This is a genomic window from Micromonospora sp. DT231 (genome assembly GCF_049847025.1).
Lineage (GTDB): Bacteria > Actinomycetota > Actinomycetes > Mycobacteriales > Micromonosporaceae > Micromonospora.
The window spans coordinates 224,789-249,834 of the sequence record NZ_JBNCNO010000008.1; the positions used below are offsets into that span (position 1 = coordinate 224,789).

Here is a 25,046-nt window from a genome sequence, read left to right on the forward strand (position 1 = left end):
CGCGCGGCTGGGTCGGTGGGCCGGCGGCCGGTCCGGCTTCCTGGCCGGACCGGCCGCACGAGCTTCCAGCCCCGGCCCGGGTCAGGCCTTGATGGTGATGCAGGCGATCGAGCGGCTGGACGACTCGGGCCAGGTGTAGGCGCCGCAGATGCCGGAGTCCGTCTTGATCCACTTGTTGATCGGCCACGTCACCGTCTCGCCGTTGCCCGACCGGTACCACGCGACGCCGGTGGGACCATCGCCAGCCCAGCCCTCCAGGAAGCCGGAGGAACCCTGGCGAGGCTTCTGGATCTTGATCTGGCTGACCCACTGGGTGTGGTCGGCGCGCTTCTCGCCAGTGTCGACCCAGATGCAGGTCCCCGGGTCTTGGGACCAACCCTGGGCGCATCCGTTGACGGTGCCGGCGGTCGCCGGGTTCGCCGTGCTCACGGCGGCGGCCACGGTGATCGCCGCGACAACTGCCGCCTGGCCGCCCGCGCGCAGCGCGCGCCGTGCTGTCCTGTCCATCTGATCGGCTCCTATCGGGTGGGGGGTTTGCCGTTCGCGTCCCCCTGCACCACGAACTATCGTCGTCTAGAGCCGCCGGTACAGCGGACAAATGTCGCTTCCGGACGGTCAGGCCGTCTGGTCGCGGCAGCCGTTGGCCGCAGCCCTTGCGTCGTCGGCATCGTCACAGGCCAGTCGCCGGTAGGGGCGGTCGCTGTAGGACGACACGACCGTGAGACCCCATTGCTGCTGATTGCCGCCGCAGCCGACGCGAGCCTGGTAGGCATCGGTGAACTTCTGCTTGAAGGTGTACCGGACGGACATCGCGCTCCCGGCGTCGCCCCGCCGGGCGAACCACGAGCCGCCGGAGCGAGACTCGATCCAGACGCCGACCACCGGGTTCCCGGAGGTGCAGAACACGTCGATGGTCACGTCGCGGTCCGCCGACGCGGGCAGGGTCGCCGCAAGCGCGACCCAGGCGGCCGGGAGCACGACGAGGGCGGCGCGGGGAATCCAGGTCTCCCGTCGCCGCCGGCCGTCGCGGTCGGCCGCGGTCACGGGAAGACCTCCCGCACCGTGTCGTCGAGGAAGAACTCCCAATTTTGGCTCGCGTAACGGACGAGTTCCGCGGTGGGCGGTCCCTCGTCCGAGCAGCCCGGATCGAAGGCAACCAGCCGGCTGCGCATCTCCTCGACACTGCGCCGCACCGCGCCGCTCTTGACGCCGACGGCCTGGCCGATCCTGGCATGGTGGTGCATGCCCAGCGCCATCGCGCGCCACATGGCCCGCCGCGGTTCGGAGGAGAAGAACGTCTCCCGCAGCGTCGGGGCGGACCTCGGCGGCAGGTGCATCCGCAGGATCGGGTCCACGTATTCGCGGCCGGCCACCACTGCCCGTACCGCCGCGGCGAGCTTGCCCTTGTCCTTGGGGCACATTCCGCGGCACGCGAAGTGTTCATGGGCGAAAGTGATGTGCAGCCGCCGGTTGGGCTCGCCCGAGGACCACAGCACCGCCGGCGTCCCGGCCATGCCGGCCGCCTGCAGCAGCGCCAGCCCGCTCAGGTGCAGCCGAGCGTCGGTCAGCCGCACCCTGCCCTCGCGCCGCCGGCGCTCGAATTCATCGGAGTGCGACTGGAAGAGCATGTCGACCACCACGGCGTCGAAGCGCTCCCGCCGCAGGCGATCCAGCGCCGCGACCGGATCAGGGACCACGACCGGCTCGCACGGCATCGCCTGGGCAAGCTCGGTGTGCGCCATGACGCCCGCAATTCCCATGTCCTCCACCACCAGAATCCGCACGGCAGTCACCTGCGCGGTTGGAGCGGAAGCGTCAGGCGCACGGCCGCGCCGCCGTCGGGCGGGGCGGGCAGTAACCGCAGCTCGCCGCCCCGCTCGATCAGCCGGCGGCGTAGCCGCTGCAGGCTGCTGCCCGGCGCGTCGAACCGTTCGGGGTCCAGGCCGGGACCGTGGTCGCGCACGTCAAGGGTCATGGTCGAGTCCACCACGGCGAAGTCCACCTCCACTGATCCGCCGCCGTGCACGACGACGTTCTTGAGCAGGTCGGCCAGTCCCTGATCGAGCAGTATCGCGTGCTCGCGGGGAACGGTCAGGCCGCCGAGGGCCGGTCCGGACAGCAGCCGCAACCGGTCGCCGTGTGCCCGGATGGCGTTCTTGAAGATGTCAACCGCCCCGGCGTGCTCGTCCTGCAGCAGCAGCTGCCTGCGCCGGGTGGCGATGACCAGTTGCAGGTCCTGGGCGACCCGGCGGGCGTCACCCCCGGCCTCGATCTGTTCGGCGGCCCGCTCGGCGTGGGTGTGCAGGTCGCCCAGAGTCGCGGCATAGCCGGCCGCCAGGCCCTCGGTTTCCACCTGTACGGCGATGCGGCACAGCCTGGCCATCCCCTTACCGACCAGGAACCACACCAGGGCCCACCCGGCGTAGAGCGCGACACTGCGTACGTGCGCGGCGGTGAGCTGCCATCGGTGCATCAGCCCGAGGATCAGCAGGGGATGCAGCACGATGGTCACGATCAGCGCGGCCTCGATCAGCCTGCGCCGCCAGAGGTCGCGGAACCCGCCCCACGGGTAGAACGCGAACACCGCCAGCGGGATCAGCGCGTAATTCCCCATCGGAACGCCGACACCGGAGGCCGCAAAGTCACCCGGTGCGAGCAGGTGGGCGAGCAGCATCTGCACCACGAAGATCATCACGATCCACGCCGCCGCCCAGGTGCGGCCCCGGGTCAACGGCCCCCGGTGCCGCAGCACCACGCCGGCCAGGACCAGGTGCACCACGCCGAGCGCCAGCACCACCGGCACCCCGAAGGATCGGTACCGGTCGTTGACCGCGCTGGCGATGAGGTTTGTGGCCTGCAGCAACAGGGCCACCGCTTCGAATGGCCGGATCAGCTTGTATGTGGTGGTCGCCAGCAGTTCGACGCTCGGCGACCACCGCGCGGAGATCCTCGCGATGGTGTCGGTCACGCCGGCCTCGTCCCTGGCTCGGGCGTCGTCCCTGGCTCGGCGACACGGGCCGAGCCGTCAGCCCGTCCACGCGGGCCGCGACAGAGTAGCCGGACAGCAGTGCTGAGGCGGACGGGCCGTGCCCGCCGGGGTGGGCCTGCGGCGCTGCCCGCCGCTTTCCCCACCGTCCGGATCGGGCGGACATCATCCGTCATGATCCTCCTCCATGGTCGAGGGTGGCCCGGACATGGTGCTGGAGTGCGTCAACGGCCTACAAGGGCCAATTGTCGCTGGACGGGTTGCTAACGGAACGCGTCGCCTGGCAACTGGCCGAGACTCCAGGGAGTCGCCATGCCCACGATGACTGGCTACCCGCACTCGCCGATGATGTACTCCGCCAGGTGATCTCCGCCGCTACGGGAGCAGAGCTCGGGCGATCCGCACTCGTCGTCGCGCAGACGATCACAGCCGCTTATGCATCAGCCGCTCAGGGCGGCCTGCCGTACCGCATGCCGGGCACGCTGAACGAACTCCAATGATCCGGACGGGTGATGTTGCAGCGAAGACGGCGGCGGTCTCACATGCAAGACGCGGGCACCGAGCCGAAGCCCCAGCAGGGCCGGTTGCCGTGACCGCCTCACCGCGACGTGCGTGAGGCGCGCAAGCCGCCAAACGTCGGCAATACGTCGTGAACGCGTCCCTGGTACTTCACAACACCGTCGCACTACCGTCACCATCATCGATGAGCGTGACTGCCTGCGTGCCCGTTGACGATGGAGGCCCCACATGCCGCGACTGATACTCGACACCCTGCCGCTTGCCCGCCGCCGTGCGCGCGCCGTAGCTATCGCGATCGCCGCCCTCGTAAGCGGCACTCTCGCGGTCACGAACGCCACTCCCGCGTCGGCGACGCCTCCCGGGATCCCGTCGAAGGCGACGGCCCAGTCGCAGCTGAACGCGCTGGTCGTGGCGACGCAGGGCTCGACCAGCGGCTACTCCCGGGATCTGTTCCCGCACTGGATCACGATCAGCGGTAGCTGCAACACCCGCGAGCAGGTCCTCAAGCGCGACGGCACCTCCGTCGTCGTCGACAGCTCCTGTGCGGCCACCTCCGGCCGCTGGTACAGCCCGTACGACGGCGCGACCTGGACGGCGGCCTCTGACGTCGACATCGACCACGTCGTCCCCCTCGCCGAGGCATGGCGCTCCGGTGCCAACTCGTGGACGACCAGCCGTCGGCAGAGCTTCGCCAACGACCTCACCCGTCCGCAGCTGATCGCGGTGACGGACAACGTCAACCAGTCCAAGGGCGACCAGGACCCCTCCACCTGGCAGCCGTCCCTGTCGTCGCACCGGTGCACCTACAGCAAGATGTGGATCACCGTGAAGTACAGCTGGGGCCTGACCCTGCAGTCGTCGGAGAAGTCCGCCCTGCAGAGCATGCTCAACACCTGTAGCTCCTGAGCACGACCCGGGTGAGGGTCTGCACCTCGAGGCGCAGACCCTCACCCGGGTGCTAGGCCTGCTGTGGCGGCTGGCTGTCGCCGGACTGCTTGCGCCACTGGCCGCCCGCGTCGGCGGCGAGCAGACGCTTGACCATGGCGAGCGCCTCGTCTTCGGTGTCGAACTCCCACCGAAGCACCCGGCCGGTCTCGCTGTCGCCGGCTCGGGCGGTGACTCTCCACCGGACCTCGCGGACGAGCCACACATCTCGGCGGCCCAGGCGCCCCCAGATCCCGTTCCACCAGCGCACCGCCACATCCTCCACCAGCGAATCGTACAAGCGTTCGATCAGCGGATGATGTTGGGTAGCGATGTGGCCGGGCTGGGTGGTGTCGTTCTCTGGTCGGAACACAGGCCGCCGCGGCTTTGGTCGGTTGGCTGCCCATGCCGGCGTCACTGGTCCTGGGGGACAGGGCCGTCGTAGCGGAAGGTTGGCGGGTTGACCTCCCCGGCGCAGCGGAGGTAGCGGTGCTGCACCGGCGGGCTGGGATGATCGCGGGCACCGAGGTAGGCGCCGCTCTGCGGCAGGACGATGGCCTGCGGAAGGGACCCGTCGTCGTCCACCTCAATGTGGGTGAAGCGGCCGTCGGCAGGTCCGCCGAGCAGCCATGCCTCGACGGCGGGCATCAGCGATTCACCGTCAGCGTGGCGGCGGCTGTCAGCAGCCCGGCAACGGCGGCGATGAGGGCGGCCGTTGCGCCGATGAGGCCAGTGACACCGGCGAGGTGCTCCAGCGGTGTCGGCCTGTCGGTGCGCCGTGATCGGCTGCGTCCACCCCGGGTCATGGCTGCACTCCTTCGTCATTGGATGGGACATGGCGTCGTCCCCGCGGAGGTACTTCAGCAGTGGTGGTCCAGCCGATCAATGCCTGATCGCGTGAGCTGTGGACAACTCAGGTCCCTGTGGATAACCAGATGATCACTGCGGGCTTCTGGGATCATGCGCCGCTGGTTGCCGACCCCGAGCGAGGTGGGCCGATGAGAACGCCGTCATGGGCCCACACGTGGTGACCGTCGCGCCATTGAATAGCTGGCCCGTCGTCGGCATGGAGACGGTCCTGCTCGTTGAGTGTGAGCAGGGTGGGTCGCTCGCTCATGACCACGGTGTCGGGGAAGGGCCACCAGGGTCCGCTGGTCAGCGCGACGTCGCGGCAGCCCTGCCAGGCGGTGCCGGGGTCCGTATCGAAGACTCTGCGGTAGGTGTCGATGGCCGCCAGGACCATAAGGTCGGGGTAGAAGCACCAGGCCGGGTCGAAGAATCGGTCGTTGAGCTCGGGTGTGCTGTAGCGGACGACGGCACGGGCCTCGTCGTTCTGGTCGACGAGCCCGTGCTCGTCGGACCAGTACCAGGCCGGTTGGAGCGTGTAATCGGCGCTGATCGCGCGGTCGATCGCTGACCACGCAGGGCTGAGGACGTGCCGGTAGGTCTGGTGCAGGGCGTGAAGCACGGGCCGCAGTGCCGATCGCTCGGACGGCAGGACCGGTGGGCACAGGTAGGGGCGCTCCATGAGGTCGTATCGCTCGTCGATGCCGTCGTAGCGTTGCTCGCCGTAGAACCCTTTGCGTTCGAAATAGGAGTGGAACTCGCCGAAGGCGCTGAACCGGTCAGTGTCGCTGGCCCGATCGATGAGTGGGGCGCGGGCTGTGGACAGCGCCTGGTTCAACACCGCGCGACGCACGGATTTGACGAGTGGGGTCTGCCCTTCTTCGAGGAGACTCCTGATGAGCTCGAGAGCGGCCCAGGGAGACGGGCACCAGATAAATTGTGTGGGCTCGGGCTTGCCTGCGGTGCGGTAGGCGGCGCGGGCGGCGGCTTCGGCGGTGTCGTGGTCGGCGGGTTCGGTTGTCAGGACTGCGCGGGTCCATGTGCGGGCGACGCCGTCGGCGGGGTGGGCGGGTGTGTTCGAGGGCTTCACGGTTCCATCCAATGCGTGTTGGTGTCGTTGGCAAGAGGCCCGCAGGCGGGAGACGGCCTCACCACGAGGCTTCCTCGAGGAGATTCGGCCGCCTTTTGGCGGACGGTGACGCTGGTGCGGTTTCGGCTGGCCTCTGCTGGCCGTGAGTGATTGACAGGTGACGTGAATGTGATCCTCATGTTTGACTATGGACATGGGGGCGGGGGAAGCGCGGTTGTCGATCGACTGCGGCAGCGCAGGCACCCAAGCCGTCGTAGCCTGGGCCGATGGCAGCGCGCACGTGCTGTCCTTCGACGGGAATCCACCCCTACACAGCGGGTCATATTTGCCCGCCAACGGGCAGGCGGCGGGGCAGCCCGCGGCATTCATTCCGGGGCCGCGTCATCCGGTGGAGGACGCGACGTCAGGTGACGCTCGCGGCGACGCGCTGGAGGTGGCGGCGTCGCCGCTGCGCCGGGTCGCCGCCGAAGCCGAGCGGGTCGTCGGTCAGCCGGTGCGGGATGTGCGGGTGGTAGTCCCGGCGGGGTGGGGGCCACGGCGGCGGACCTGGATGCGGCAGGTCGCGCACCGGGCGGGGTTGCCGCAGCCGCGTCTGGTGGAGGCCCCGGTGGCGGTCGCTGAGTATCTGCTCACCACTGGTGTGCGGGTGCCGGTCGGTGCGTTCCTTGTCGTGTGTGATGTCGGCGCTGGTGCGGAGGTAACGGTGCTGCGCCGCGGGCCGGCCGGGTTCGAGGTCCTCGCGACCCTCGCCGACGCTGCGGCTGGCGGCACGGCAGTCGATCACGCGCTCGCCGACGCCCTCATCGGCGCCTCGGCGGGAGAGGGCCAGCGCGCGTCGGTGGCGGACAGCGTTCGGGTGGCCAAGGAAGCGTTGGTGAGCCATCCGGCTGTTACGGTTCCGCTCCCGGAACGGCCGCCGGTGATAGCGAACAGCGCGATGCTCGACGAGGCCGTCCGGCCGGTGGCATGGCGCGTCGCGCAGTTGACGCAGGAAGCGGTCGCCGCCGCTGAACTGACGGTTGCCGACCTCGCTGGTATCTACTGTGTGGGCGGCAGCGCCCAGTTACCGCATCTAGCGGCGGCGGTCGCCGAGCACACAGGCGCCGCACCCGTCGTCGTGCCCGAGCCGGGGCTGGTCGCGGCTCGGGGCGCCGCGGACGTCGGCGCCGTCGATACCGCGACGGTCGAGCGGGTGGAGGCGCCGGTGCCGCCCGTGCGGCGGGCGGCGGCGATCGCGGTCCCAGGCTTCGCCTCGCTGGCCCTGATCTGGCAGTGCCTGCTGACCGCGGAGCGGCACGGAGTGCTCGGTGTCTACTACTCGGTGAGGGTGAACTGGGGCGAGTTCACGATGGCGGCCGTGATGGCCCTGCTGGCGTGCCTGGCCGCGGGCACGGTCCTCGGTTCGCTGATCGCCGCCCGCAGTCCCACCCCCGGCACCCGAACCGAGGGGGGAAGGGTCAGCGTCGGGATCCTCGCCGCGGTGTCCCTCGGCGCGGCGATCGCTGGCCTGTACGCGGTGGTTACCAGCCAATACTTCGGTATGCCTGTCGGCCCGTACCTGAAGTGGGCGCTGTGGCCGATCGCGCCGGTGTCGGTGATGGCCCTGGCGATGGCAGTCGTCGCCGCCCGGCAGTGGCGTTCCCCGCACGGCGGCTGGTCGGCGTTGCTGGCCGCGCCGACCGGATCCATCGTCGCCGCCACCCTCGGCATGGGGTTGATCCAGTACTCCCTAACCGCCGACCGATGGCCGGACCGGATCCTGTGGATCGACATCGCCGGCCGCGTCGGCGGTCTCCTCCTCGGCGTCGCCGTGGTCATGGCAGTGGTGACACCCCTGATGTTCCGCCTCATCCTCGCCGCCCCGCTGGCGGTGATCTTCGCGGCGATCGTCAGCAGACGGGCCGCCGGCATGCTCGGCGTCATCTACGCCATCGCCGTCGCGACCTGGTGGGCTACTCGGCTCTGGAGCCGAATCCTGCGCCCCGCGCCGCCCACTCCCACCGCACCTCCGACGGGCCTGGTTCGGGCGGGCATGTCACCGGGTGGAGGCGGGTGACATGCGGTGGCCGCGGCAGCTGATGTCGCTGCTGTTCGTCCTCGCGCTTCTGGCTGGCCCCCCGATAGTGCTGCTGTCAGTGGTCGGAGCACCCATACGAGGTTGGCCGACCGCAGAGCAGGCGCGGGAGTGGGTGCAGAACCCGCTGACCGAACAGACCCTCACCGCCGCGCTGACCATCGCGGCCTGGCTGGTGTGGCTCCTGCTCGCCTACACGGTCACGATTCGGGTGCTGACCCGCCTGATCGCGACCGTGTCGTGGCTGCGGCACATGCCGCTGCCGACACCCTGGCAAGCCACCGCCGGTGGCATCGCCGGCGCAGCCGTCCTCGGCGTCAGCTCCCACGCGATCACCGCACCGCCACCGCCGCCCACGCAGCCGGTAGCGGCAGGAACCCTGGATGAGGCCGGTAAGCCCACGCCACCAGACGGCGACGTCCTCGCCGACGCGGGGATCAGCGTCGCCGGTGGCTGGCTGCCGCGGGAGACAGCGGAGCAGGTCAGCGCGGCGGCGTCGCTGGTGTGGCTCCGACGCCGCCGCTCCTACCGGCCCCGCCCGCCCGGTCCACCGAGCCGCGAGGACACGGACCTGGCACCGCTGCCCCCGACAGTGGCAGCCGTGCAAGCCGCCCTCGCCGACTCGACGCCACCGCCTAGCGAACCCGGTGCGGCCTCGGCGGGATCGCCGCTGCTCGACCGGCCAACCGTCGGCGGGGCTTTTCCCCAAGCTGGAGTCGGTCTCACCGGGCTGGGGGCGCAGGACGCGGCGCGAGGCCTGCTCGTCACCAGCCTCCTAGCGGGGCGTCATCACCCGGCCGTGTCCGTGGTCGTCACCCGACCTGTCCTGGACAGGTTGCTCGGCCCCACCGCCGACACGCTGGGTCGGCGCCTGCCGGGGCTGGCCGTCATCGAGAACCTGGGGCAGGCAGCGGGGTTCTTCTCCGGAGACCACCCTGGTCATGGCCTGGGCGGACGAGATCAGGCACAACGGGACGCGCAGGAGGGCAACGGCCCACCCGGACCAATCCTCATCTTCGATGCTGCGTCCGTGACGGACAGCGCCGATGCCCTGGCGATTCTGGCCATCACCTCCGCCGCGGTGGCCGTGCTCGGACGGTGGCCGGCCGGCCAGACATGGCAGGTCGACCCGTCCGGGCGCACCCACCACCAGGACCACAGCGGGTCAGCCGGGCCTCGGATGTGCGTCCTTACCCAGGTCACGGCTACCGACCTGCTCACCGTCATCGCCCACCCCGACACGGCATCGCCAGGGCCTGGCACATCCGGCCCGTCGCGCACCCCCGCCCTGGCAGGCCGGTCCCCGCAGTGGGAGGCCACCGCCCAGGACCACCCCGTCCGCACAAGCAACGACAAACGACGCCTTCACCTGCGCGTGCTGGGCGAACCGACACTGCTGCTGGACGGCCAACCTGTGGAGATCCGGCGTACCGCCGCGCTCCAGGTCCTGGTGTTCCTCGCCGCCCACCCCGATGGAGCCGACACCCGACAGCTGACCGACGCCATCTGGCCGGGCTTGCCCCGCCGCTCTCTCACTGGCCGCCTCTACACCACCCTCAGCGACCTCCGCGCCACCATCCGCTCCACGGCAGGGGTGACCCTCATCGAGCACAGCGACGACCGCTACCGCCTCGATTCCACCGGCGTCACCGTCGACCTGTGGCACTTCGACCACGCGGTCCGCGACGCCACCACCACCCTCGCCACCGACGCGACGACCTGGGAGGCCGTCATCGGCGCCTACCCCGCCGACCTCGCCGCCCGACGCACCTGGCCCTGGCTCGACCCGATCCGCGAGACCACCCGCCGCCACGCCATCAACGCACACGCGGCTCTCGCCAGCACCAGCACCGACGCCCGTGAAGCCCTGGCATGGCTGCAGGCCGGCATCCGCATCGACCCATACAACGCCGACCTACACACCCGCGCGGTCGCCGCACTCATCACCCTCGGCGACCACGACGCTGCGGAGTATCTGCGGAAGGACTACGCCCGTCGTCTCGCCGCAGCGGGCATCCTCCCCACCAACACGGCTCTCACGACAGCCACCCCCATGGACCATCCCGCCATCCCCACCCCGTAGCGCTGCCCGCTCCGAGCGCACGGGCGACTCACTTCGGGAGAGCCCGAACTGTGGCGGTGGCACGGAACAGGGTGGTGCCTGCACGTCGTGGCTACCCTTACACCTGACTGATGCCGAGTTACCTCGACCTGATGAGACCCCATCTCAAACACGTGCTGAAAATCAGCTACGTGCCGGATTCAAGGTCCGGCGATTGGATCGGTGCGCTGTCTTCCTCGTCGGTGTCGAGCCAGCCTCGCAGTGCTCGGGCCTGGTCATGCTCGCCGAGGTGATCGAGAAGATCGGCGACCAAGATCGTCACGGCAATCCCGTGCTCAGCAACCAGTTCGGGTTGCTCCTCGTCGCACCATTCGTAGATATTAATGGCTTCGAGGGCGTTGCTGAGCGCAACGTCGAGTTCTAGCCCGGCACGGTTCCGAACCCCGGCCGACCGATGCAACGCCATCGCCAATTCGAAACGAGAATCCCAGGTCTCGTCCTCCACCGCTATTTCCCGCAGGATTGTCACGGCCTCGCTGCTGGGATCGAGCGCTGCGGCGGAGTTTGATTTGGCATACATGGTCGTGAGGACAGTTAGGACATCGGCCAGCCGTCGCCGGGAGGTGGGATCCGTCGCAGCGAGGGTGCGGTAGATCTGGGCTGATTCCTGTAGCGCCGCTATGTTGCCAGTCGGCTCCACTGCGTTGAGGTTCGCGAGCGCGTCGGCCAGATCCCGGTCATAGACACCGGGCTCGAGGTCACGTAGCCGTCGGTAGACATCCACCGCCTCCGACGCGACGGCGGCAGCGGTGGGGTCGCCTGCGCCGTGCAAGGCGGTCGCGAGATTCGAAGTCATTGATGCTAGGAGAGGAAGGTGGCCGGGCGGCTCGGCCGCTGCGAGGTGGGCGGCCTCAGCTACCGCTTCGCGCATGAGTTCGAGTGCCCGAAGGTCCTCGCCCCGGTTCGAGTGCAGCCGGGCCAGGTTACTGAGCGCAGTGACAGCGTTGCGGTCGAAGAGGGCCGGGTTACGGGCAGCGCACTGCCGGTAGAGGCCGACGGCCTCGGCCGCCGCAGTGAATGCCCCGTCGTCGTCCCCGGCGTCGACCCGCCGCGAGCTGAGGTTGAGCAGGGAACCGGCGAGCGCGTGCGTGTGGATCGCGGGCTCCACCTCTGCCAGTCGCCTCGTGATAGTGGTGGTTTCGTCGGCAACCGAGAGGGCCCGATCATGTTCACCCATATCGCTGAGGACGCTGCCGTAGTTGAGCAACGCGGTTGCCAGTGCGTCGTCGTAGGCGTTTGGCGTGGATGCGTGCAGTGTCCGCAGGATCCGTACGGCTTCTGAGATTGGCGCTAGCGCTTCGCCGTTGGTGCCCGCGCCGATCAGTGCCAGCCCGAGGTTCATCAGGCAGGTGGCGAGGTCCTGGTCGGCGCCTTCCGGGTCAGCGAGGGCCTGCAGAATGTCGACGGCCTCCCGCGTCGAGGCGACGGCTGCTCGTTTGTGACCCATCTCCGACTGCGCCCCGCCGAGGTGAGTCAGCGTTATAGCCAGGTCTCTCGCCTCGCCCGTTGCCCGGCAGAGTTCGGTGGCCTCCAGCATCACGTCAAGTGCCTCGCGCTGGCGGCCAAGGCGGTGCAGCGCGATACCTAGGTTGCGGAGTGCGAGGACCAGGGCAGGCAGCGCTCTGCCCGACTCTGCCTTGGCAAGCGTGCGGCAGGCTGCCACAGCCTGGTGTCCGTACTCCACGGCACCATGCCAGTCGCCGCCGTCGAACATTGCGCCGACGAGGTTCACCAGCCAGGCCACCCGGCGATTTCCCACCTCGTCTGCGGGTAGTGCGTCATAAAGGCGGTGCGCGATGAGCAGTGCTGGCCGGACCAGATTGACGTCGCGGTTCGCGATCTGCGAGTGGATCCGTTCCAGCACGTCGACGGGTGCATGTTGTGCCACGAAGTCGATGACAGGCCGGGAGGCGTACCCGACCAAACCGGGTGCCCAGCGGAAAAGCTCGTGTAGCAGATCCGCCGATGGCGGGTGGCGCACCCCAGACGCGGCAAGCATGGCGAGGCAGCGTCGTACAGCTTCGTCGTCGACACCGGAGTCGTCTTCGATGAGGCTGCGGACCAGCGTCGCGTCGTCCGGGTTGCGGTGCAGGTGGTGCCCGATGAAGTCCTCCGCTAAGCGATCGGGCGCCAGCGGCTCCAGGGCCCGGTTCCGCCCGGAGATCGGGTAGACGAACCGGTGAAGCTTGAGCAGGTCCCCGGCCTCGACTGGCCCGTCGGCGAGTTCGCCGTGCTGTAGCGCGCCCTTACCAACTGCAGGATTGAGGAACGGCCCGAAAAGGGTCGCGATGAGGACCAGGCTCTCGAACTTGCTGGTAAGGGGCCTGCCTTCGATGGCGGCGATAGCGTTCCAATATCGCCTCTCGTGCTTGAGCAGGAAGGCGGACAGGTCAGCTCGCCCTGGGGCCGCTTGACCTGCCTGCCCTGCGTACAAGGCGGCGAGGGCAGCCATGTGCAGGATCAGTGGTGAGCCGAACGCCTCGTCATCGAGATCCGGCGGGAGAATCGGCATTGCCGTGACGCTCAACGCCGTCGAAAAGGCTCGAACCGCCTCATCAAAGGCATGCATGCGCTCTCGTCCAACGCCCGTGAGCGGTCCGAGTCCGAGCGGTTCCGCAAGGTCCACATCGAGTCGGTCCAGCTCGGCCTCGATCCGGTCCCAAGCGTCTGCTGGGCGACCGAGGAGCAGGATCCGGACTCGATCCGCCATCCGCTGAAGGCCGCGCACCAGGCTGAGCAGTTCTAGCCGTGGCCAGCGCTCCGCGTAGTCCACAACGGCAAGCAGGGGACGCGCCCCGTCCAACCTGCAACTGGCATCGGCGTCATCCTGGGGGCGATGGTCAGCCCTGACCACGTCCCAGCCAGCGCGAGACGACGCGGCAGCGAAGTGGTGGGCAAGGCGAGTCTTGCCTTGGCCACCTGGGCCATAGACATATACGACGGACATGCTGGTCGAGGGATCGTCGCGCCACTGCGCGAGACGTTCTTCTTCAGCAGGACGTGACCGGTAGGGCACCAACCGCCGAGCGGAGTCGAGCAGGTAACTCGGCCGCGCCGGCGTTGCGGAGTGGGCCGGCACGTCTGGATACCTTTCGAGGTGGAAGCGCCGCTCACCGAGCTGGATATCAACGTCACCGCTGACCCGCCCAATCTGCAGGTTGTGGCCGCCAATCCAGGAACTGGCGACCGACTGGATCGTCGTCCGTCGCATCTCACCCTTCCCGATGGATGCTGACGTCGCGGGCATAGCCGATCTGGATGTTGTCGCCCCCAATCGAGCTGTCAGTAACCACCTGGCGGGGAGAGCCATCATCTACTTGGCCGGAGGAGTCCACGGCCGCAGGCCGGCGCCGACCAAGCAAGGCCAGGACAGCAACTGCCAGGCTGCCCAGTCCGACGAACAGGCCGATCACGCTAGCCAGCTTGTCGGCAGCGTCCAAACCGGCCCCGGCCAGCAAGCTCGCCAGGAACACAACCATGGCGGCCGTCAACCCGACGTACAACCACCTACGAGTCACAGGACCAGCATGCCGGACGCGTGCCAATCCGGTAACCATCCGGCAGACGGCGAGCGAAGAGGCCCTAACCCATGCCCGTTGCTTTGTACGGGCATGGGCGGGATGCCGCCAGCTCGCCGATTAGTGATCTGTGACGGCGATGGTGTCCCGGGTTTTCGGGCACAGCGGCGTGGACAGGGCGTTTGCGCTGCCGCCGGACCCACACCCCAGCCGGCTCCGTCCCTCACAGCTCGCCCGCTTCCCTGCTCCCGTCGTTGAGATGTTTGCGTAACGCTCAACGGGCACCCCTGCGAAGGGACGTTGGTTCGGCTGGCTACCGGGGTCATCGCACGACAAGAATGACGAGCGTGATCAATGATCTTCTCGCTGAAATGGCTGAAACCTTGGACAGAACTACCCGCGTCCGCGTCTACGACTCGACCGGGCCGGGTGCGACTCGCGAGCGGCGCGACCGTCGTCCGGTCCTCGCTGACCACCATGCCCGAGAGGCGCTCATACAACTGCGAGCAGCGCTGCCCCTCGACCGGACACCGAGGTCATGGCCTGGATGCAGTGGCCCAACCTATGGCTCGAACTGCTCGGACAGAATGATGCACGGTTGACGACGGTCGGTTTGCTCCACCCCGGCTGGCTCAGGTGGGAATCCGACGGTGACGTGGAGCTGCAGAACCCGACGGCCATCGTGCAGTGGTTGACCCAGTGGGCTCCGCAAGCAGCGGCAACCCTCGCGAGATGACATTTCCCCTCGTGTCATCCGTCCAGCCCTCGACCGACACGACGCGCCAACCCCGTCAGCTCTACCGGCGCGATCGTTGCGACAGCAGGTAGGCGGGCAGCATGACAGCAGTAGCTCCGATCACGATGAGCGTCATGACCTATCGGGAGATGGGTGATTCCGACCTCACGACAAACACCCTCACAGACCAGCCCGCCATCACCAACCGCTAACGCCGCCGGCTCCGTGCACGGGCGTCCCGGTTTGGGAAAGCCGAACTGTTCCACCCACCATGCGCCTTCGGCTCCGTTCCCGCCTGCGGCTGCCCCGTGCTAGGTCCCAGACAGCCAGCTCGTCCTGCCAATCGGCGCGTCTTGGCCTCAGCAGAGGCCGCCGGTCGCACCGGCTCGACTCCTATCGACTGCATGTGAGCTGGGGGTGTGAGGTCGTGTGAGGTCGTGTGAGGTCCTGTCAGCCAGCGGAACCGCGTCGTCTTCTGCCGCTCGCCCTACGGTCGATTCGTGGCCAACGGCCTACGGCGCCGCCAACAATCCGGCTCGGTGCCGGTCGGCGTCCGGGTCCCGTACAGGGCAGCAAGGGAGGGGCGATGAGGTCCAGGGTCGCTTCGGCCGTTCACACGTCGGCGGCCGTGCTGCTGGTCGTCGCTGTGCCGGTCACGCTCGTCCGCGTCGGCAGGTGGCCACGCCCTCAGGGCTCGTGGATGACCCTGCTCCGCGGCTGGGTCGAGGAGCCCCTCAGCGGCGGCTTCCTCGCCGCCGTCGCCTACCTCGCGGCGTGGCTGCTGTGGGCAATGCTCGCCGCCGCCATCACGGCTCGCCTGTACGCCCAGGCCGCCCGGATGTCACGGCGTCTGCCACGGCTGCACATGCCCGGGCCGCTGCAGGGCATCACGGCGGCTGTCCTGGGAGCGACCGCCGTCAGCACGGCGGCGACCGCGACGCCCGCCCACGCCAGCGCGACCACCACCGCCGCCGCCGCCGCGGAGACAGCTCATGCAGCGCAGGGTGCAGCAGCCACCGCACGCACCCATGCCGACAACGAGACCGCCTCACCGCCCGCCGTCAGGGACCAGGCCAAGTCCACCTACACGGTGCGGCGCGGCGACACGCTGTCCCGCATCGCCCAGGACCGCCTCGGCGACGCGGACCGCTGGCCCGAGATCTTCACCGCCAACCGTGGCACCCGCTTCCCTCACACCGGTGGGACACTTCGCGACCCTGACCTCATCTACCCGGGCTGGACACTGCGACTACCTCCCACGGTCGAAGCACCACGCCCGTCGCCCCGACCGGCGCCTGCCCCAACGCCAACGACACCAGCTCCGTCAGCATCGTCCAGCAGCCCGACCGGAACGGACACCGACGACGGCCTCGTGGAGTCCGCCCCCGCGCCCACATCTGCGCCAGCCGACCACGCTTCGGCGCCGGGACCGGCTGCCACGCCCACCACTCGCACCGCCGACGACCGAACCGCCCCAACGCCGCGACCTCAGCCGGGTGTGTCGCTCGGTACTGGCAGCTGGCTCGATGTGGGACTCGCCGCCACAATCCTCGCCGCGGTGGCCCTCGTTTGGGCACACCGCCGACGCCGCTACATCCCCCAGCAACCCACCGCGCTCCCACGCATCGACGACCCGAGCGTCGAACCAATGCCGGTGGTGGTCGCCCAGATCCGTCGCGGCCTACGGGCACTGACGCCGAACGCGGAGACGATTCCTGACCCCAGCCCCGGCATCGACCCTCCGCCCGACGAAGCCGTCGTGGATGCGGACTCGGACCCGGCAGACGCGGCCGACGACGAAACCTCCAAACTCACGGCGCACGAGACGCAGCCACCTATACCCGCGCCGGACCGCCCGCTGATCGAGGTGTGGCCGTCCGCGGGACTCGGTCTGATCGGGCCCGGAGCCGAGGCAGCGGCCCGAGGCGTTCTGGTGTCCGCCCTCGCCGCCGGCGGACCAGATGACCCCAATAGCCGCCACCACGTCGTCATCGCCGCGGACACCCTCGCCACGCTGTTAGGCACCACCACAGCCACACTGGCGGACACCCCGCGGATGACCATCACCAGCGGACTCAGCGACGCGCTGACGCTGATCGAGGAGCAGACGCTGCACCGCGCGCGCATGTGCGGCGACTACGAGGTCGACACGATCGCCGACCTGCGGGACCGGGACCTGATTGCCGAGCCCGTGCCGCCGACAATGCTGATCGCCGCCCGCACCGCTGCTCATGAGCGCACCCGCATCGCCGCGCTGCTCACGCAAGGGCACCGACTCGACATCCACGGCGTCCTGCTCGGTGCCTGGCCCGATGGCGACACTGTCCTCGTCGCCGAAGACGGCTCCACCAGCATCATTAAGCACGACGCGAAACAGCACAGCTGTCCTTCCGCCGTCGGCCGCATGAGCGTCATCAACCGCAGCGAGACCACCGATCTGCTGCGACTCCTCGCCGAGTCCCATACCGGCGAGCCTCAACCGCCAGCACCCGCGCAGCACACACCACTCGACAGGCTGGTCGGCGCCGCCCACGCGCCGAACCCCACACCCGAGAATTCTGCCGCCGCATACCTGCCGGAGCGCCGCGATCACGCCGGGAATGAACCGCACCCGGCGGGCGACGACCGGCCTAGCAGCACCGGCGGACGCGTCGACGTTCGAGTGCTCGGCGGAGCCCGCATCGTGGACATGGACACGACCACGCCGCTGCGCGCGAAAGCCCTCGAACTGCTGGTCTACCTCGTCGTCCAGGACGGCGACGCCGCACAGGACAACATCCTCGACGACCTGCTGCCCGACGCCCCCGCGTCGAAGGCACCGCACCGCCTGCACACCTACGTATCCGCACTACGCAAAACCCTCGTCCGCACCGGAGGACCCGCCACCTACCTCACTCACCCGTCGCGCCGCTACGCCCTCAACCGCGACGTCCTCGACACCGACCTGTGGCGCATGCGCGCCGCACTGCGCGACGCCGCGCTCGCCACCACCGACGCCGACCGCACCGCCGCACTGCAGCGCGCCGTCGACGCCTACGACGGCACACTCGCCGACGGCTTCGACTACGAATGGATCGAGGCATACCGCGAGGGCATCCGCCGCCAAGCCCTCGACGCCCACCTCGCCCTCGCCGCCGCTACCCCAGACCCGACACAAGCCCTGACCGTCCTGGAAGCCGCGATGCGCCACGACCCATACGCCGAAGCCACCTACCACCAAGCGATGCGCGCCCACGCTGCACTCGGACACCTCGAGCAGGTCCGCTCCCTACGCCGAGCCCTCACCCGCCGGCTCGACGAGATCGACGCCGACCCCAGCGAGGACACCCTCAGACTCGCCGACCAGCTCATCGCCGACCTGCGCCGACAGACGCCGACGGGGAAGCTCCGCACTCACAACAACGGACAACACTCATGACGCCGGACCCTTCGGCGGCAGCCAGCGCCCGTCGTGCCAGCCTGCACGATCAGCCCAACCGCGGCGGCGACGCCCCGCAGGCGACGAACCGGGACAGCAACGGCACCGCGTCACCCCCGCGGACAGCCGTACTCACTAGCCACCCTGGGCGCGCCCGCAGCCCTCAAGGTGGGTCGACGCATCGGCAGGCTTCGTCCCGGACGAGGCTCGAGGCGGTGGATGCCGACCTGGCCACAGCAGTTCGGCACGCCGCCTGGATACGCCAGGTGTTCTACGTCCTGGTGCTCCTGGTCGCCCTCGTTGGACAAGTCACCGGCGCCGTCCAAGCACTCGGCGTCCCGCTCGTCGTCGCGGTCCCGGCCGTCGCGGCGCTCGAACTGGGCGGCATGGTCGTGATGGCTAACGCCGACGTGCGACGCCGCCTCGGCGAGCGGGCAATCGGATCACGCCTGCTGTCCGCCGCGATCGCCGCCGGAGCCGTCACCTTCAACTGGGCCGCCCACCCCGACCCCCTAGCCGGCGGCTTCTACGCGGGCATGTCCGCCCTCGGATACCTCGTCTGGCTGATGCACGCCGGCAACCAACGCCGCGACCGGCTGCGCGTCACCGGGGACCTGCCACCCACACCACCCGCCTACGAGGTGTTCGGGCACTGGATATGCCACCCCGTCGTCACCTCCCGGGCGCGGTCCGTCGCCAAGGCCGACGGCCTCGACCTGTACGAGTCCCTCGCAGCGGCCCACACCGCGATCGCCCGCCGACGGCGCGACGCCGCGATCGCCAAGGTGCTCCATCGCAAGATCAGAGCGGCGATGGACCCCACCACCGCCGACATCGCCGTGCGCGTGTACGACCTAGACGAGATCGCCGCACGCCTCGCGGCCACCGCCGACTACAACGGGCTGACCATGGTCCTGGCCGCTGATCTCACCCCAGAACGGATCATGACGGCTCACTTTGCCCGTCGCCGCCGTCGCCGGTTCAAGCGGGAACGCCTCGCCGACACCCCGCTGGCACCCGCGCACGCCCCCTCCCCGACGCAAGCCGCGACCAGGTCGGCAATGGACACACCAGGCGATGAACGGTGGGGGCGCAACCAGAGCCAGAGGAAGACCCTGAGTCGGCCCCGAGCAGCCACCAGCAGACTGCCGACAGCCGCGATGCTGGCCCGCCCGATGCCGTGTCGCCGGACGACCCGGACGTCGCGGAACCGGCAGACGAGAGTGAGGACGTCGCGGGCGAACACGTCGACGATGAGACGGACGACGGTGCTCGGGATGCTGCCGGCGACGACGAGACCGACGAGGAAGACTCCGAATTGCCCCAGGGAACCGCGCAGGCAGTGGCCTATTGGCTGCGCAAGGAGCCGCACCTGGACCCTGAGGTGCTTGCCGAGAGGATCGGCAAGTCGTTGCGATCGGTCTACCGATACCTGCCGCCGGACTACCCCCGCCGACCGGGGGTCGCCAGGCGACGGAAACCCGACGCCAGCCCAGCTCCGCCCAGTGTCCATGGGTAGGTGCACCGCCACGTATAAAGATCTACATGACGACGAGGCCGGGGCGGCCGGCGCGAGGCTCCGGTCCTAGCCAGCGCGCTGCGCATACCTCCAAGCATGACCACAATGGATAGCCGAGCCATGCTTGGCTACGCTGCGCCGGTGGCAGTCGTGAAGAGCGTGGGAGCTAGCACGCGCATACGTACATTGCAGTTGAATGCGGACGACGTGCGTTCCATTGAGGCGGCGCTCGGCGGCGGCACCACCACGTGGCGGGTAGGCGCACAGGTGGCTGACGGCAAGAGCTACCCGCGAACTGTCTTTTCCGAATCGTCCTCTCTCGACGAACTCATAGCCATCGCACCCAAGGGTCGCCTAGCTCATTTCGAGGTACAGTACGAGAATGGGAAAGAGATCCTGACGCTTTCTGTGCCTGGTCCAAATGCGCGATTTTCGCTCCTGACTTTTGAGGGGCCGGGCGAAGACGTTCCCGACTACTTCCGGGAGATAGCTTTCCTGTTGCAGCAAGACGAGAAGCGCGGCCAGAAGCTTCACTATGTTGGCCTCTTTTGTGGTCCCGTTCTTGCCATCACCGTTCCGCTCGGCATTCTCGATACAGTGGGGAGGCTGGGCCTTTTCTATGATGAAACTCGGCCAGTCGGGAACGTGAGCAGTGCGATCATTTCCGCGGTCGTCGCTTTCCTGTTCCTGGCTCCCATAAGTGCTGGCATTTGGTCTTGGACTACCGCGAGTTTCGTAGCGCTTCGACCCCTGATCGACGCAGCCTCATTGGTCCGTCGCATGCGGGATCGAGTGGTCAGCGCAGCCGCGTGGTTTCGGTCGCTCTATCGCGCCGACGAGCTGGCCGAACAGAAGATGCTCTTTGCGACGGTCACCGCGATGTTCTTCGGCATCGGCGCTTTCATCGTCGCTGTGATCGACCTCGTCGCCAAGTAGGCGAACCGGTCCTCTTGTCGCGCCGCCGGGTCATGCCCCCTGGGCCGGGGCCGCCGCGCCACTCTTCGGGGAGTATTGGAAGAGTCCGCGCCACGTAGAGGTGCGCTCGACCTCGGCGACTCCCGCGTCGGTTAGGACGGCGCTACTCGACCAGTAAGGATCGCGCTCGTCGAGAGCGACAAGTCCTTCCGAGTGCAGCTCGGCGACTACAGCTCGCCAGGCAGCGACGTCCTCCGCCGTGAAACCGTCACCCGGAATGACTTCGCCTACGATCGCACCGGCCGCACGGTCCGTGCGTGAGGCTTCGGCCAGCCAGCCGAGGAAGAACGTACGCAAGACCAGCCGCGCTCCCTCTTCATTGAGTGCACCGTCGAACGGCTTACCTCCCTTGTCGACCACCTTGGCGTCGCTGGCTCGCTGCACCTCGATCTGCAGGGTGCCCCACGGCATGGGGTCGCCATGGCCTCCCTTGTAGAGAAGCCGTTTGAGGTTTGCACCGATAAAGAATCCGCGCTCCATGATTCCGGTGATGTAGGTGCCGAGATACTTCTGTGCGTCGCGCTGCTCTCGGATTGAGTGGAGATCCTCCGCAATGTCGGCGTAGTCCCTGACGTTCTGCAGGAACTCGATGATGAAGTCTTCGTCGTCCTCGCTCAGGTGATCGGCGTAGGCGTAGCTCGTTGCCGCACACTCAATGATCATGTTCCAGAGCTGATTGCCTGAAGTGATCATGTTGAGCTGAGCATTCTGCGGATATCGCGGGTCCGGCACGAAGCGCGGCAACTCATCGCCGCTGGCTAGGGAAGCGTTCCATTCGACATGGCGGCGCTTAATGTCGAGCAACCGCTCCACAGTGAAGCGGTTCGGCTGGTCGTCGACCTGCTTGTGGTGCTTGTTGCAAAGCAAGATCAAATTCTTGTGACTGTTGATCTCCTCACTCGGCAGACCACCCGCTCTCGGTCCTCCGGGGGATCGAGCCACGATGTGGGCCTCTTCGCCAAAGACGGATGGATCATCTGTGTCCGTGCCGGGAGTGAGGACAAGTGTTCGGCAGATCGCGCACCGGCCACCCGACTCAACCCACAGAATCCTTCGCGTCTTGTCGGTGATCCCCATCGCGGCCCCTCATGGGCTGAGCCGGCTCCTGTTCTCCCTCGCCTGCCCGAGGGATCATCCCCGTGCCGATACGGATGCTCAGGCGGTCCAGAATAGATTCACCAGTGCGCCCGACGAAATGCGAACGAGCCCCGGCTCTGCTCCAAGCGAGGCGAGGTCAGGGCTCTTCCTGTCGTTGCACGTCAGTCGATCGAGCCAGCCAACCGGCACAGCTCGGCGAAGCTCTCGGCGATCCGTTCCATGTCCGGCTCGTCGATCACAGGCTCTCGGCCGTACAGCCCGACCTCGCGGCCATCCGACATCGTGCTATCGAGCGCAAAGCCGCCTTCGCCGTCCTCGCCCGGCTCCCAACCTCGGGCGTCGAGGTCGCGGATCGCCGCGTTCCAGTCGGCCTCGTGCGCCGAGAGAGCCACGGGCACCTTGCCAGGCTCGACGGGCGCGGCCACGTCGCCCTCCGGTAATGACCGGACCAGTAGGCCGGAGCCGTTCATTCGGTCAAGGTAGGCGGTTTGGCAGGCGTAGGCGAGCGTCTCCACTGATCATCCTTCCGAGCTGGTCAACGTATCGAGTCCGCGAGCACGGTCAGCCTGAGCCAGCCGCACGCAGAGTCACCGAGAGTGGCGCAGTAACCGGCGCTAGTGCGGACCCTGCTTGCAGATGACGCAGCGCGGACCGTGGCCGTAGACATCGACGACCGGCGGATCGAAGGCGTGAGGGAAGTGCGGCGCGTGGCCCCAAGCCTCCTGCTTGCAGGCTTCCCCGCCCGCGCACCGGCCGCAGCACGAGTGCCCGATGTCCCGGCTGAGTTTGGGACTCTGGTGCTTGAGGCAGCCGTTGTGCTCGCAGGTCCAAAATCCGACCTCTGTCACTGGACGTTCCTTCCGTGCTGGTCAAGATCGGCTTTCATGGTGCATCCATCGGGCTCGGTTCCACATCCACCGATCGATCCAGAGCCGTCGACCGAACCCCGACACCACCAACACAACCGACGCACATGCCGGTTCGCCTCGGGGGAGTGATGCCCTCTGCCCTTGCAGCAAAAGCTCTTCCGGAACGGCCACACCCAACATCTCAGCGCATACATCGGGTCTGTCCAGCCAACGGCTCTGGCTCACTGCGGGTGGTCGCAGACGGTGATGGCTTATCCGTCTGGTCAGCGCGGCCGCCCGAATTGGTGCAAAGAGAGCAAAGATCGCACCAGGCAGAGCCCCCGGCGATGTCCGGACAGAACCGAAGCGCCGGAGGCGGGCTTTCGCACGCACCGACGGTGCCGCTACGGAAAGTCACCACCGAAGGCGAGCCAGAGCCCTTAGCGAGACAGCCCCGCACTTCGCAGATTCCGACTACTCATCAACCGTGTGCCGCCACGCCCGAGCCTGTGGGGTCGCCTTGGTGAACGGCGCGACGCCTGGTCCGAAGGGCTCAGGCGATTGATGCTCTATGCGGCGATGGCGACAAGTCGTGCGCGAGGTTCTGTGCGCCTGCGTCGCGGGCTGCGAATCATGGACCTGCGGGTGTACAGCGGGGGACGGTCCGGACGGTGTGGTCCGGATCCGTCCCCGCTGTGCCCTGTTCGGCAAGGCCCCGCGGCGGGTGCGGGTTCAGGCCGTGGTCAGGGCGTCGATGGCTGCTTGGCCGATGAGGTTGATGCAGGTGGTGGGGTCGTCGACGGTGATGGTGGTGGCGTTGTCGTAAATCCTGGGCGGCCAACCCTTGTTGTCGGGTGCGAGCCAGAGGACGGTGCAGCCGGTGTGGTGGAGGCGGGTGATGGTGGCTTGGCTTTCGTCGGGGTTGACGTAGTGGCCGTCGGAGACGACGACGAGCAGCCGTCCGGTGCCGGGGGTGGACAGGTGCAGGAGCCGGTCGGCTTCGGCGCAGGCTTCGACGAACCGTTCCGTGCCGGCGTCGGCGCGCATGTCGCGGACTGTGGTCGGGCGGCGGCCGGGTGGGATGAGCACGGTGATCCTGTCGCCGTAGGCAAGGGTCGCGCTGGTGGCTCCGGCGCGGGTGGCGGCGTGGGCGACGATCCACGCGGCGGAGGACATGGGTTTCGCGAAGTCCTCCATCGAGCCGGACGCGTCGATGAGGATGCCGACGGTCAGCTCGGGGTCGGGGACAGGGCGGCGTACGGTGCGCTGCCACGGCTGGGCGGTGGGGATGGCCCCGGCCGCGCGCTGGGCGGCGAGGGTGACCGCAGCGCCGGTTCGCAGCCGCCCGGGCGGTGCGGCGCTGGGTTCGCGGGTGCGGGCGGGTTCGCGGTGGCGGGCGCGGCGCAGCAGGGCGGTGAGGCGGTTGGCGGCGTGGCGTTCGGCGTCGCGGGCGTCGCGTTCGGCCCAGGTGATCGGCGTGTCGGTGTCGACGTGGATGCCCGGTCCGTGGGGACGGCTGCTGTCGCTTGCGGGTTCGGGGGTGTCGGCAGGGTTGTGGAGGATGGTGTCGAGGGCGCCGGAGATGGCTGCCGCAATCGCGCTGGCGGCCGCGTCGTCGGCGGGCAGCCCCGGGGTGATGGTCGGGTCGATTCCGAGTAGGCGGCACCAGCGTTCGCCGAGTTCGATCATGCGGGTGGTGTCGGTGTCGCCGACGGTGTGGGCTTCCCGCCAGACGGCGCGCAGGCCCCGGATGAGTTTGCCGCCGAGGACCGTGGTGATGGCGCGTCGTGCCTCGCGAACGTCGGCGGGGTAAAGGATCCGGGCGTCGACGCGGGCAAGGAGCAGTCCGGCGCCGTACGCGGCGCTCCACAGGGTGTCGGTGGGTGTGTCGGCGGGGTCGATGATGCTGGTGACGGCGCGGCGTAGCCACCGTCGGTCGCGGGGTCGGGTGTCGCGGTAGCGGCGTTCGATGCGTGACTCCTCGAGCAGGAGCGCGGCTTCCCGGACGACGGGCGCCACGGTGGGCGGTGGGTCCCACTGGGAGTGGATGACGTGGGCGCATTCGTGCAGCAGGACGCCGTAGGCGACGGGAACCTTCGACCGGTGCCCGGGCCGGCGAGGGTCGGCGATCGCCGGGTCGGCGATGAGGTCGGCGTCGACCTGAATCTGGGCGGTGGCGGGGTAGCTGAAGCCGGGTGGGCCGCCGTCGGCCGGGATGACGGTCACGCTGGCGTCGAGTCGGCCGGTCAGTGTCGCGGCCTGCCTGGTCCAAGCCGCTGACCACCGGCCCCATGGTGAGGCGGCCGGGGCCGTGGAGGCGGGGCTGGCGCCGGAGGGGCGCAGGTGTGCGGAAACGCTGGTCATGGCGGCCTG

Annotated in this window: 19 protein-coding genes; 6 read left to right on the forward strand and 13 right to left on the reverse strand. The window is 68.6% G+C overall.

Going from position 1 to position 25,046, the window contains the following annotated elements; genetic code table 11:
• Positions 1 to 81: 81 nt before the first annotated feature.
• The 4 genes from ACPXBU_RS21815 to ACPXBU_RS21830 form a co-directional block, all read right to left on the reverse strand.
• Positions 82 to 507, reverse strand: coding sequence for a hypothetical protein (locus ACPXBU_RS21815; protein ID WP_425759413.1), 426 nt, complete (start codon positions 505 to 507; stop codon positions 82 to 84).
• Positions 508 to 615: 108 nt separating this feature from the next.
• Entirely contained in the window at positions 616 to 1,044 is a 429-nt protein-coding gene (locus ACPXBU_RS21820) for a hypothetical protein (RefSeq protein ID WP_425759414.1), read from the reverse strand.
• On the reverse strand, positions 1,041 to 1,784 hold the full coding sequence (locus tag ACPXBU_RS21825; protein WP_425759415.1) for a hypothetical protein: 744 nt from the start codon (positions 1,782 to 1,784) through the stop codon (positions 1,041 to 1,043). The genes ACPXBU_RS21820 and ACPXBU_RS21825 overlap by 4 nt, the downstream gene beginning before the upstream one ends.
• A gap of 5 nt (positions 1,785 to 1,789) precedes the next feature.
• Entirely contained in the window at positions 1,790 to 2,968 is a 1,179-nt protein-coding gene (locus ACPXBU_RS21830) for an ATP-binding protein (RefSeq protein WP_425759416.1), read from the reverse strand.
• Positions 2,969 to 3,733: 765 nt separating this feature from the next.
• Between ACPXBU_RS21830 and ACPXBU_RS21835 the strand changes: the two genes are divergently transcribed.
• The gene (locus tag ACPXBU_RS21835; protein WP_425759417.1) at positions 3,734 to 4,411 is read left to right on the forward strand and encodes a GmrSD restriction endonuclease domain-containing protein; all 678 of its coding nucleotides are present in this window, start codon (positions 3,734 to 3,736) and stop codon (positions 4,409 to 4,411) included.
• Between the two features lie 52 nt (positions 4,412 to 4,463).
• Here ACPXBU_RS21835 and ACPXBU_RS21840 read toward each other — a convergent pair whose 3' ends face one another.
• From ACPXBU_RS21840 to ACPXBU_RS21855, 4 genes are all read right to left on the reverse strand, one after another.
• Complete coding sequence (locus ACPXBU_RS21840) at positions 4,464 to 4,715, reverse strand: hypothetical protein (RefSeq protein WP_425759418.1); 252 nt, start codon at positions 4,713 to 4,715, stop codon at positions 4,464 to 4,466.
• Between the two features lie 128 nt (positions 4,716 to 4,843).
• On the reverse strand, positions 4,844 to 5,077 hold the full coding sequence (locus tag ACPXBU_RS21845; RefSeq protein WP_425759419.1) for a hypothetical protein: 234 nt from the start codon (positions 5,075 to 5,077) through the stop codon (positions 4,844 to 4,846).
• Positions 5,077 to 5,235, reverse strand: coding sequence for a hypothetical protein (locus tag ACPXBU_RS21850; protein WP_330440484.1), 159 nt, complete (start codon positions 5,233 to 5,235; stop codon positions 5,077 to 5,079). Before ACPXBU_RS21850 ends, ACPXBU_RS21845 begins: the two co-directional genes overlap by 1 nt.
• Before the next feature lie 152 nt (positions 5,236 to 5,387).
• Positions 5,388 to 6,365, reverse strand: a complete 978-nt coding sequence (locus tag ACPXBU_RS21855; RefSeq protein ID WP_425759420.1) for a DUF6745 domain-containing protein — start codon at positions 6,363 to 6,365, stop codon at positions 5,388 to 5,390.
• Between the two features lie 214 nt (positions 6,366 to 6,579).
• On the opposite strand from ACPXBU_RS21855, the gene ACPXBU_RS21860 reads away from it, so the two are divergent.
• Complete coding sequence (locus ACPXBU_RS21860) at positions 6,580 to 8,421, forward strand: Hsp70 family protein (RefSeq protein WP_425759421.1); 1,842 nt, start codon at positions 6,580 to 6,582, stop codon at positions 8,419 to 8,421.
• Between the two features lie 133 nt (positions 8,422 to 8,554).
• Positions 8,555 to 10,522, forward strand: a complete 1,968-nt coding sequence (locus ACPXBU_RS21865) for an AfsR/SARP family transcriptional regulator (protein WP_425759423.1) — start codon at positions 8,555 to 8,557, stop codon at positions 10,520 to 10,522.
• A gap of 166 nt (positions 10,523 to 10,688) precedes the next feature.
• Here ACPXBU_RS21865 and ACPXBU_RS21870 read toward each other — a convergent pair whose 3' ends face one another.
• Together ACPXBU_RS21870 and ACPXBU_RS21875 are read right to left on the reverse strand one after the other, a co-directional pair.
• The gene (locus ACPXBU_RS21870) at positions 10,689 to 13,772 is read right to left on the reverse strand and encodes a tetratricopeptide repeat protein (RefSeq protein ID WP_425759424.1); all 3,084 of its coding nucleotides are present in this window, start codon (positions 13,770 to 13,772) and stop codon (positions 10,689 to 10,691) included.
• A 1-nt stretch (position 13,773) separates the two neighbouring features.
• Positions 13,774 to 14,040, reverse strand: a complete 267-nt coding sequence (locus ACPXBU_RS21875; RefSeq protein ID WP_425759425.1) for a hypothetical protein — start codon at positions 14,038 to 14,040, stop codon at positions 13,774 to 13,776.
• A 2,423-nt stretch (positions 14,041 to 16,463) separates the two neighbouring features.
• Here ACPXBU_RS21875 and ACPXBU_RS21880 point away from each other — a divergent pair.
• The 3 genes from ACPXBU_RS21880 (at position 16,464) to ACPXBU_RS21890 (ending at position 20,688) form a co-directional block, all read left to right on the forward strand.
• Complete coding sequence (locus ACPXBU_RS21880; protein ID WP_425759426.1) at positions 16,464 to 18,233, forward strand: AfsR/SARP family transcriptional regulator; 1,770 nt, start codon at positions 16,464 to 16,466, stop codon at positions 18,231 to 18,233.
• Positions 18,234 to 18,448: 215 nt separating this feature from the next.
• The gene (locus tag ACPXBU_RS21885; protein ID WP_425759427.1) at positions 18,449 to 19,822 is read left to right on the forward strand and encodes a hypothetical protein; all 1,374 of its coding nucleotides are present in this window, start codon (positions 18,449 to 18,451) and stop codon (positions 19,820 to 19,822) included.
• Positions 19,823 to 19,893: 71 nt separating this feature from the next.
• Positions 19,894 to 20,688, forward strand: a complete 795-nt coding sequence (locus ACPXBU_RS21890) for a hypothetical protein (protein WP_425759428.1) — start codon at positions 19,894 to 19,896, stop codon at positions 20,686 to 20,688.
• Positions 20,689 to 20,718: 30 nt separating this feature from the next.
• Here the strand turns inward: ACPXBU_RS21890 and ACPXBU_RS21895 are convergent, their stop codons facing one another.
• The 3 genes from ACPXBU_RS21895 to ACPXBU_RS21905 all read right to left on the reverse strand — a co-directional run bounded on the left by ACPXBU_RS21895 (position 20,719) and on the right by ACPXBU_RS21905 (position 25,037).
• A complete protein-coding gene (locus tag ACPXBU_RS21895; RefSeq protein WP_425759429.1) occupies positions 20,719 to 21,804 on the reverse strand; it encodes an HNH endonuclease in 1,086 nt (361 codons plus the stop codon).
• Between the two features lie 182 nt (positions 21,805 to 21,986).
• On the reverse strand, positions 21,987 to 22,340 hold the full coding sequence (locus ACPXBU_RS21900) for a hypothetical protein (protein ID WP_425759430.1): 354 nt from the start codon (positions 22,338 to 22,340) through the stop codon (positions 21,987 to 21,989).
• Positions 22,341 to 23,405: 1,065 nt separating this feature from the next.
• The gene (locus ACPXBU_RS21905; protein ID WP_425759431.1) at positions 23,406 to 25,037 is read right to left on the reverse strand and encodes a VWA domain-containing protein; all 1,632 of its coding nucleotides are present in this window, start codon (positions 25,035 to 25,037) and stop codon (positions 23,406 to 23,408) included.
• Positions 25,038 to 25,046 lie beyond the last annotated feature (9 nt).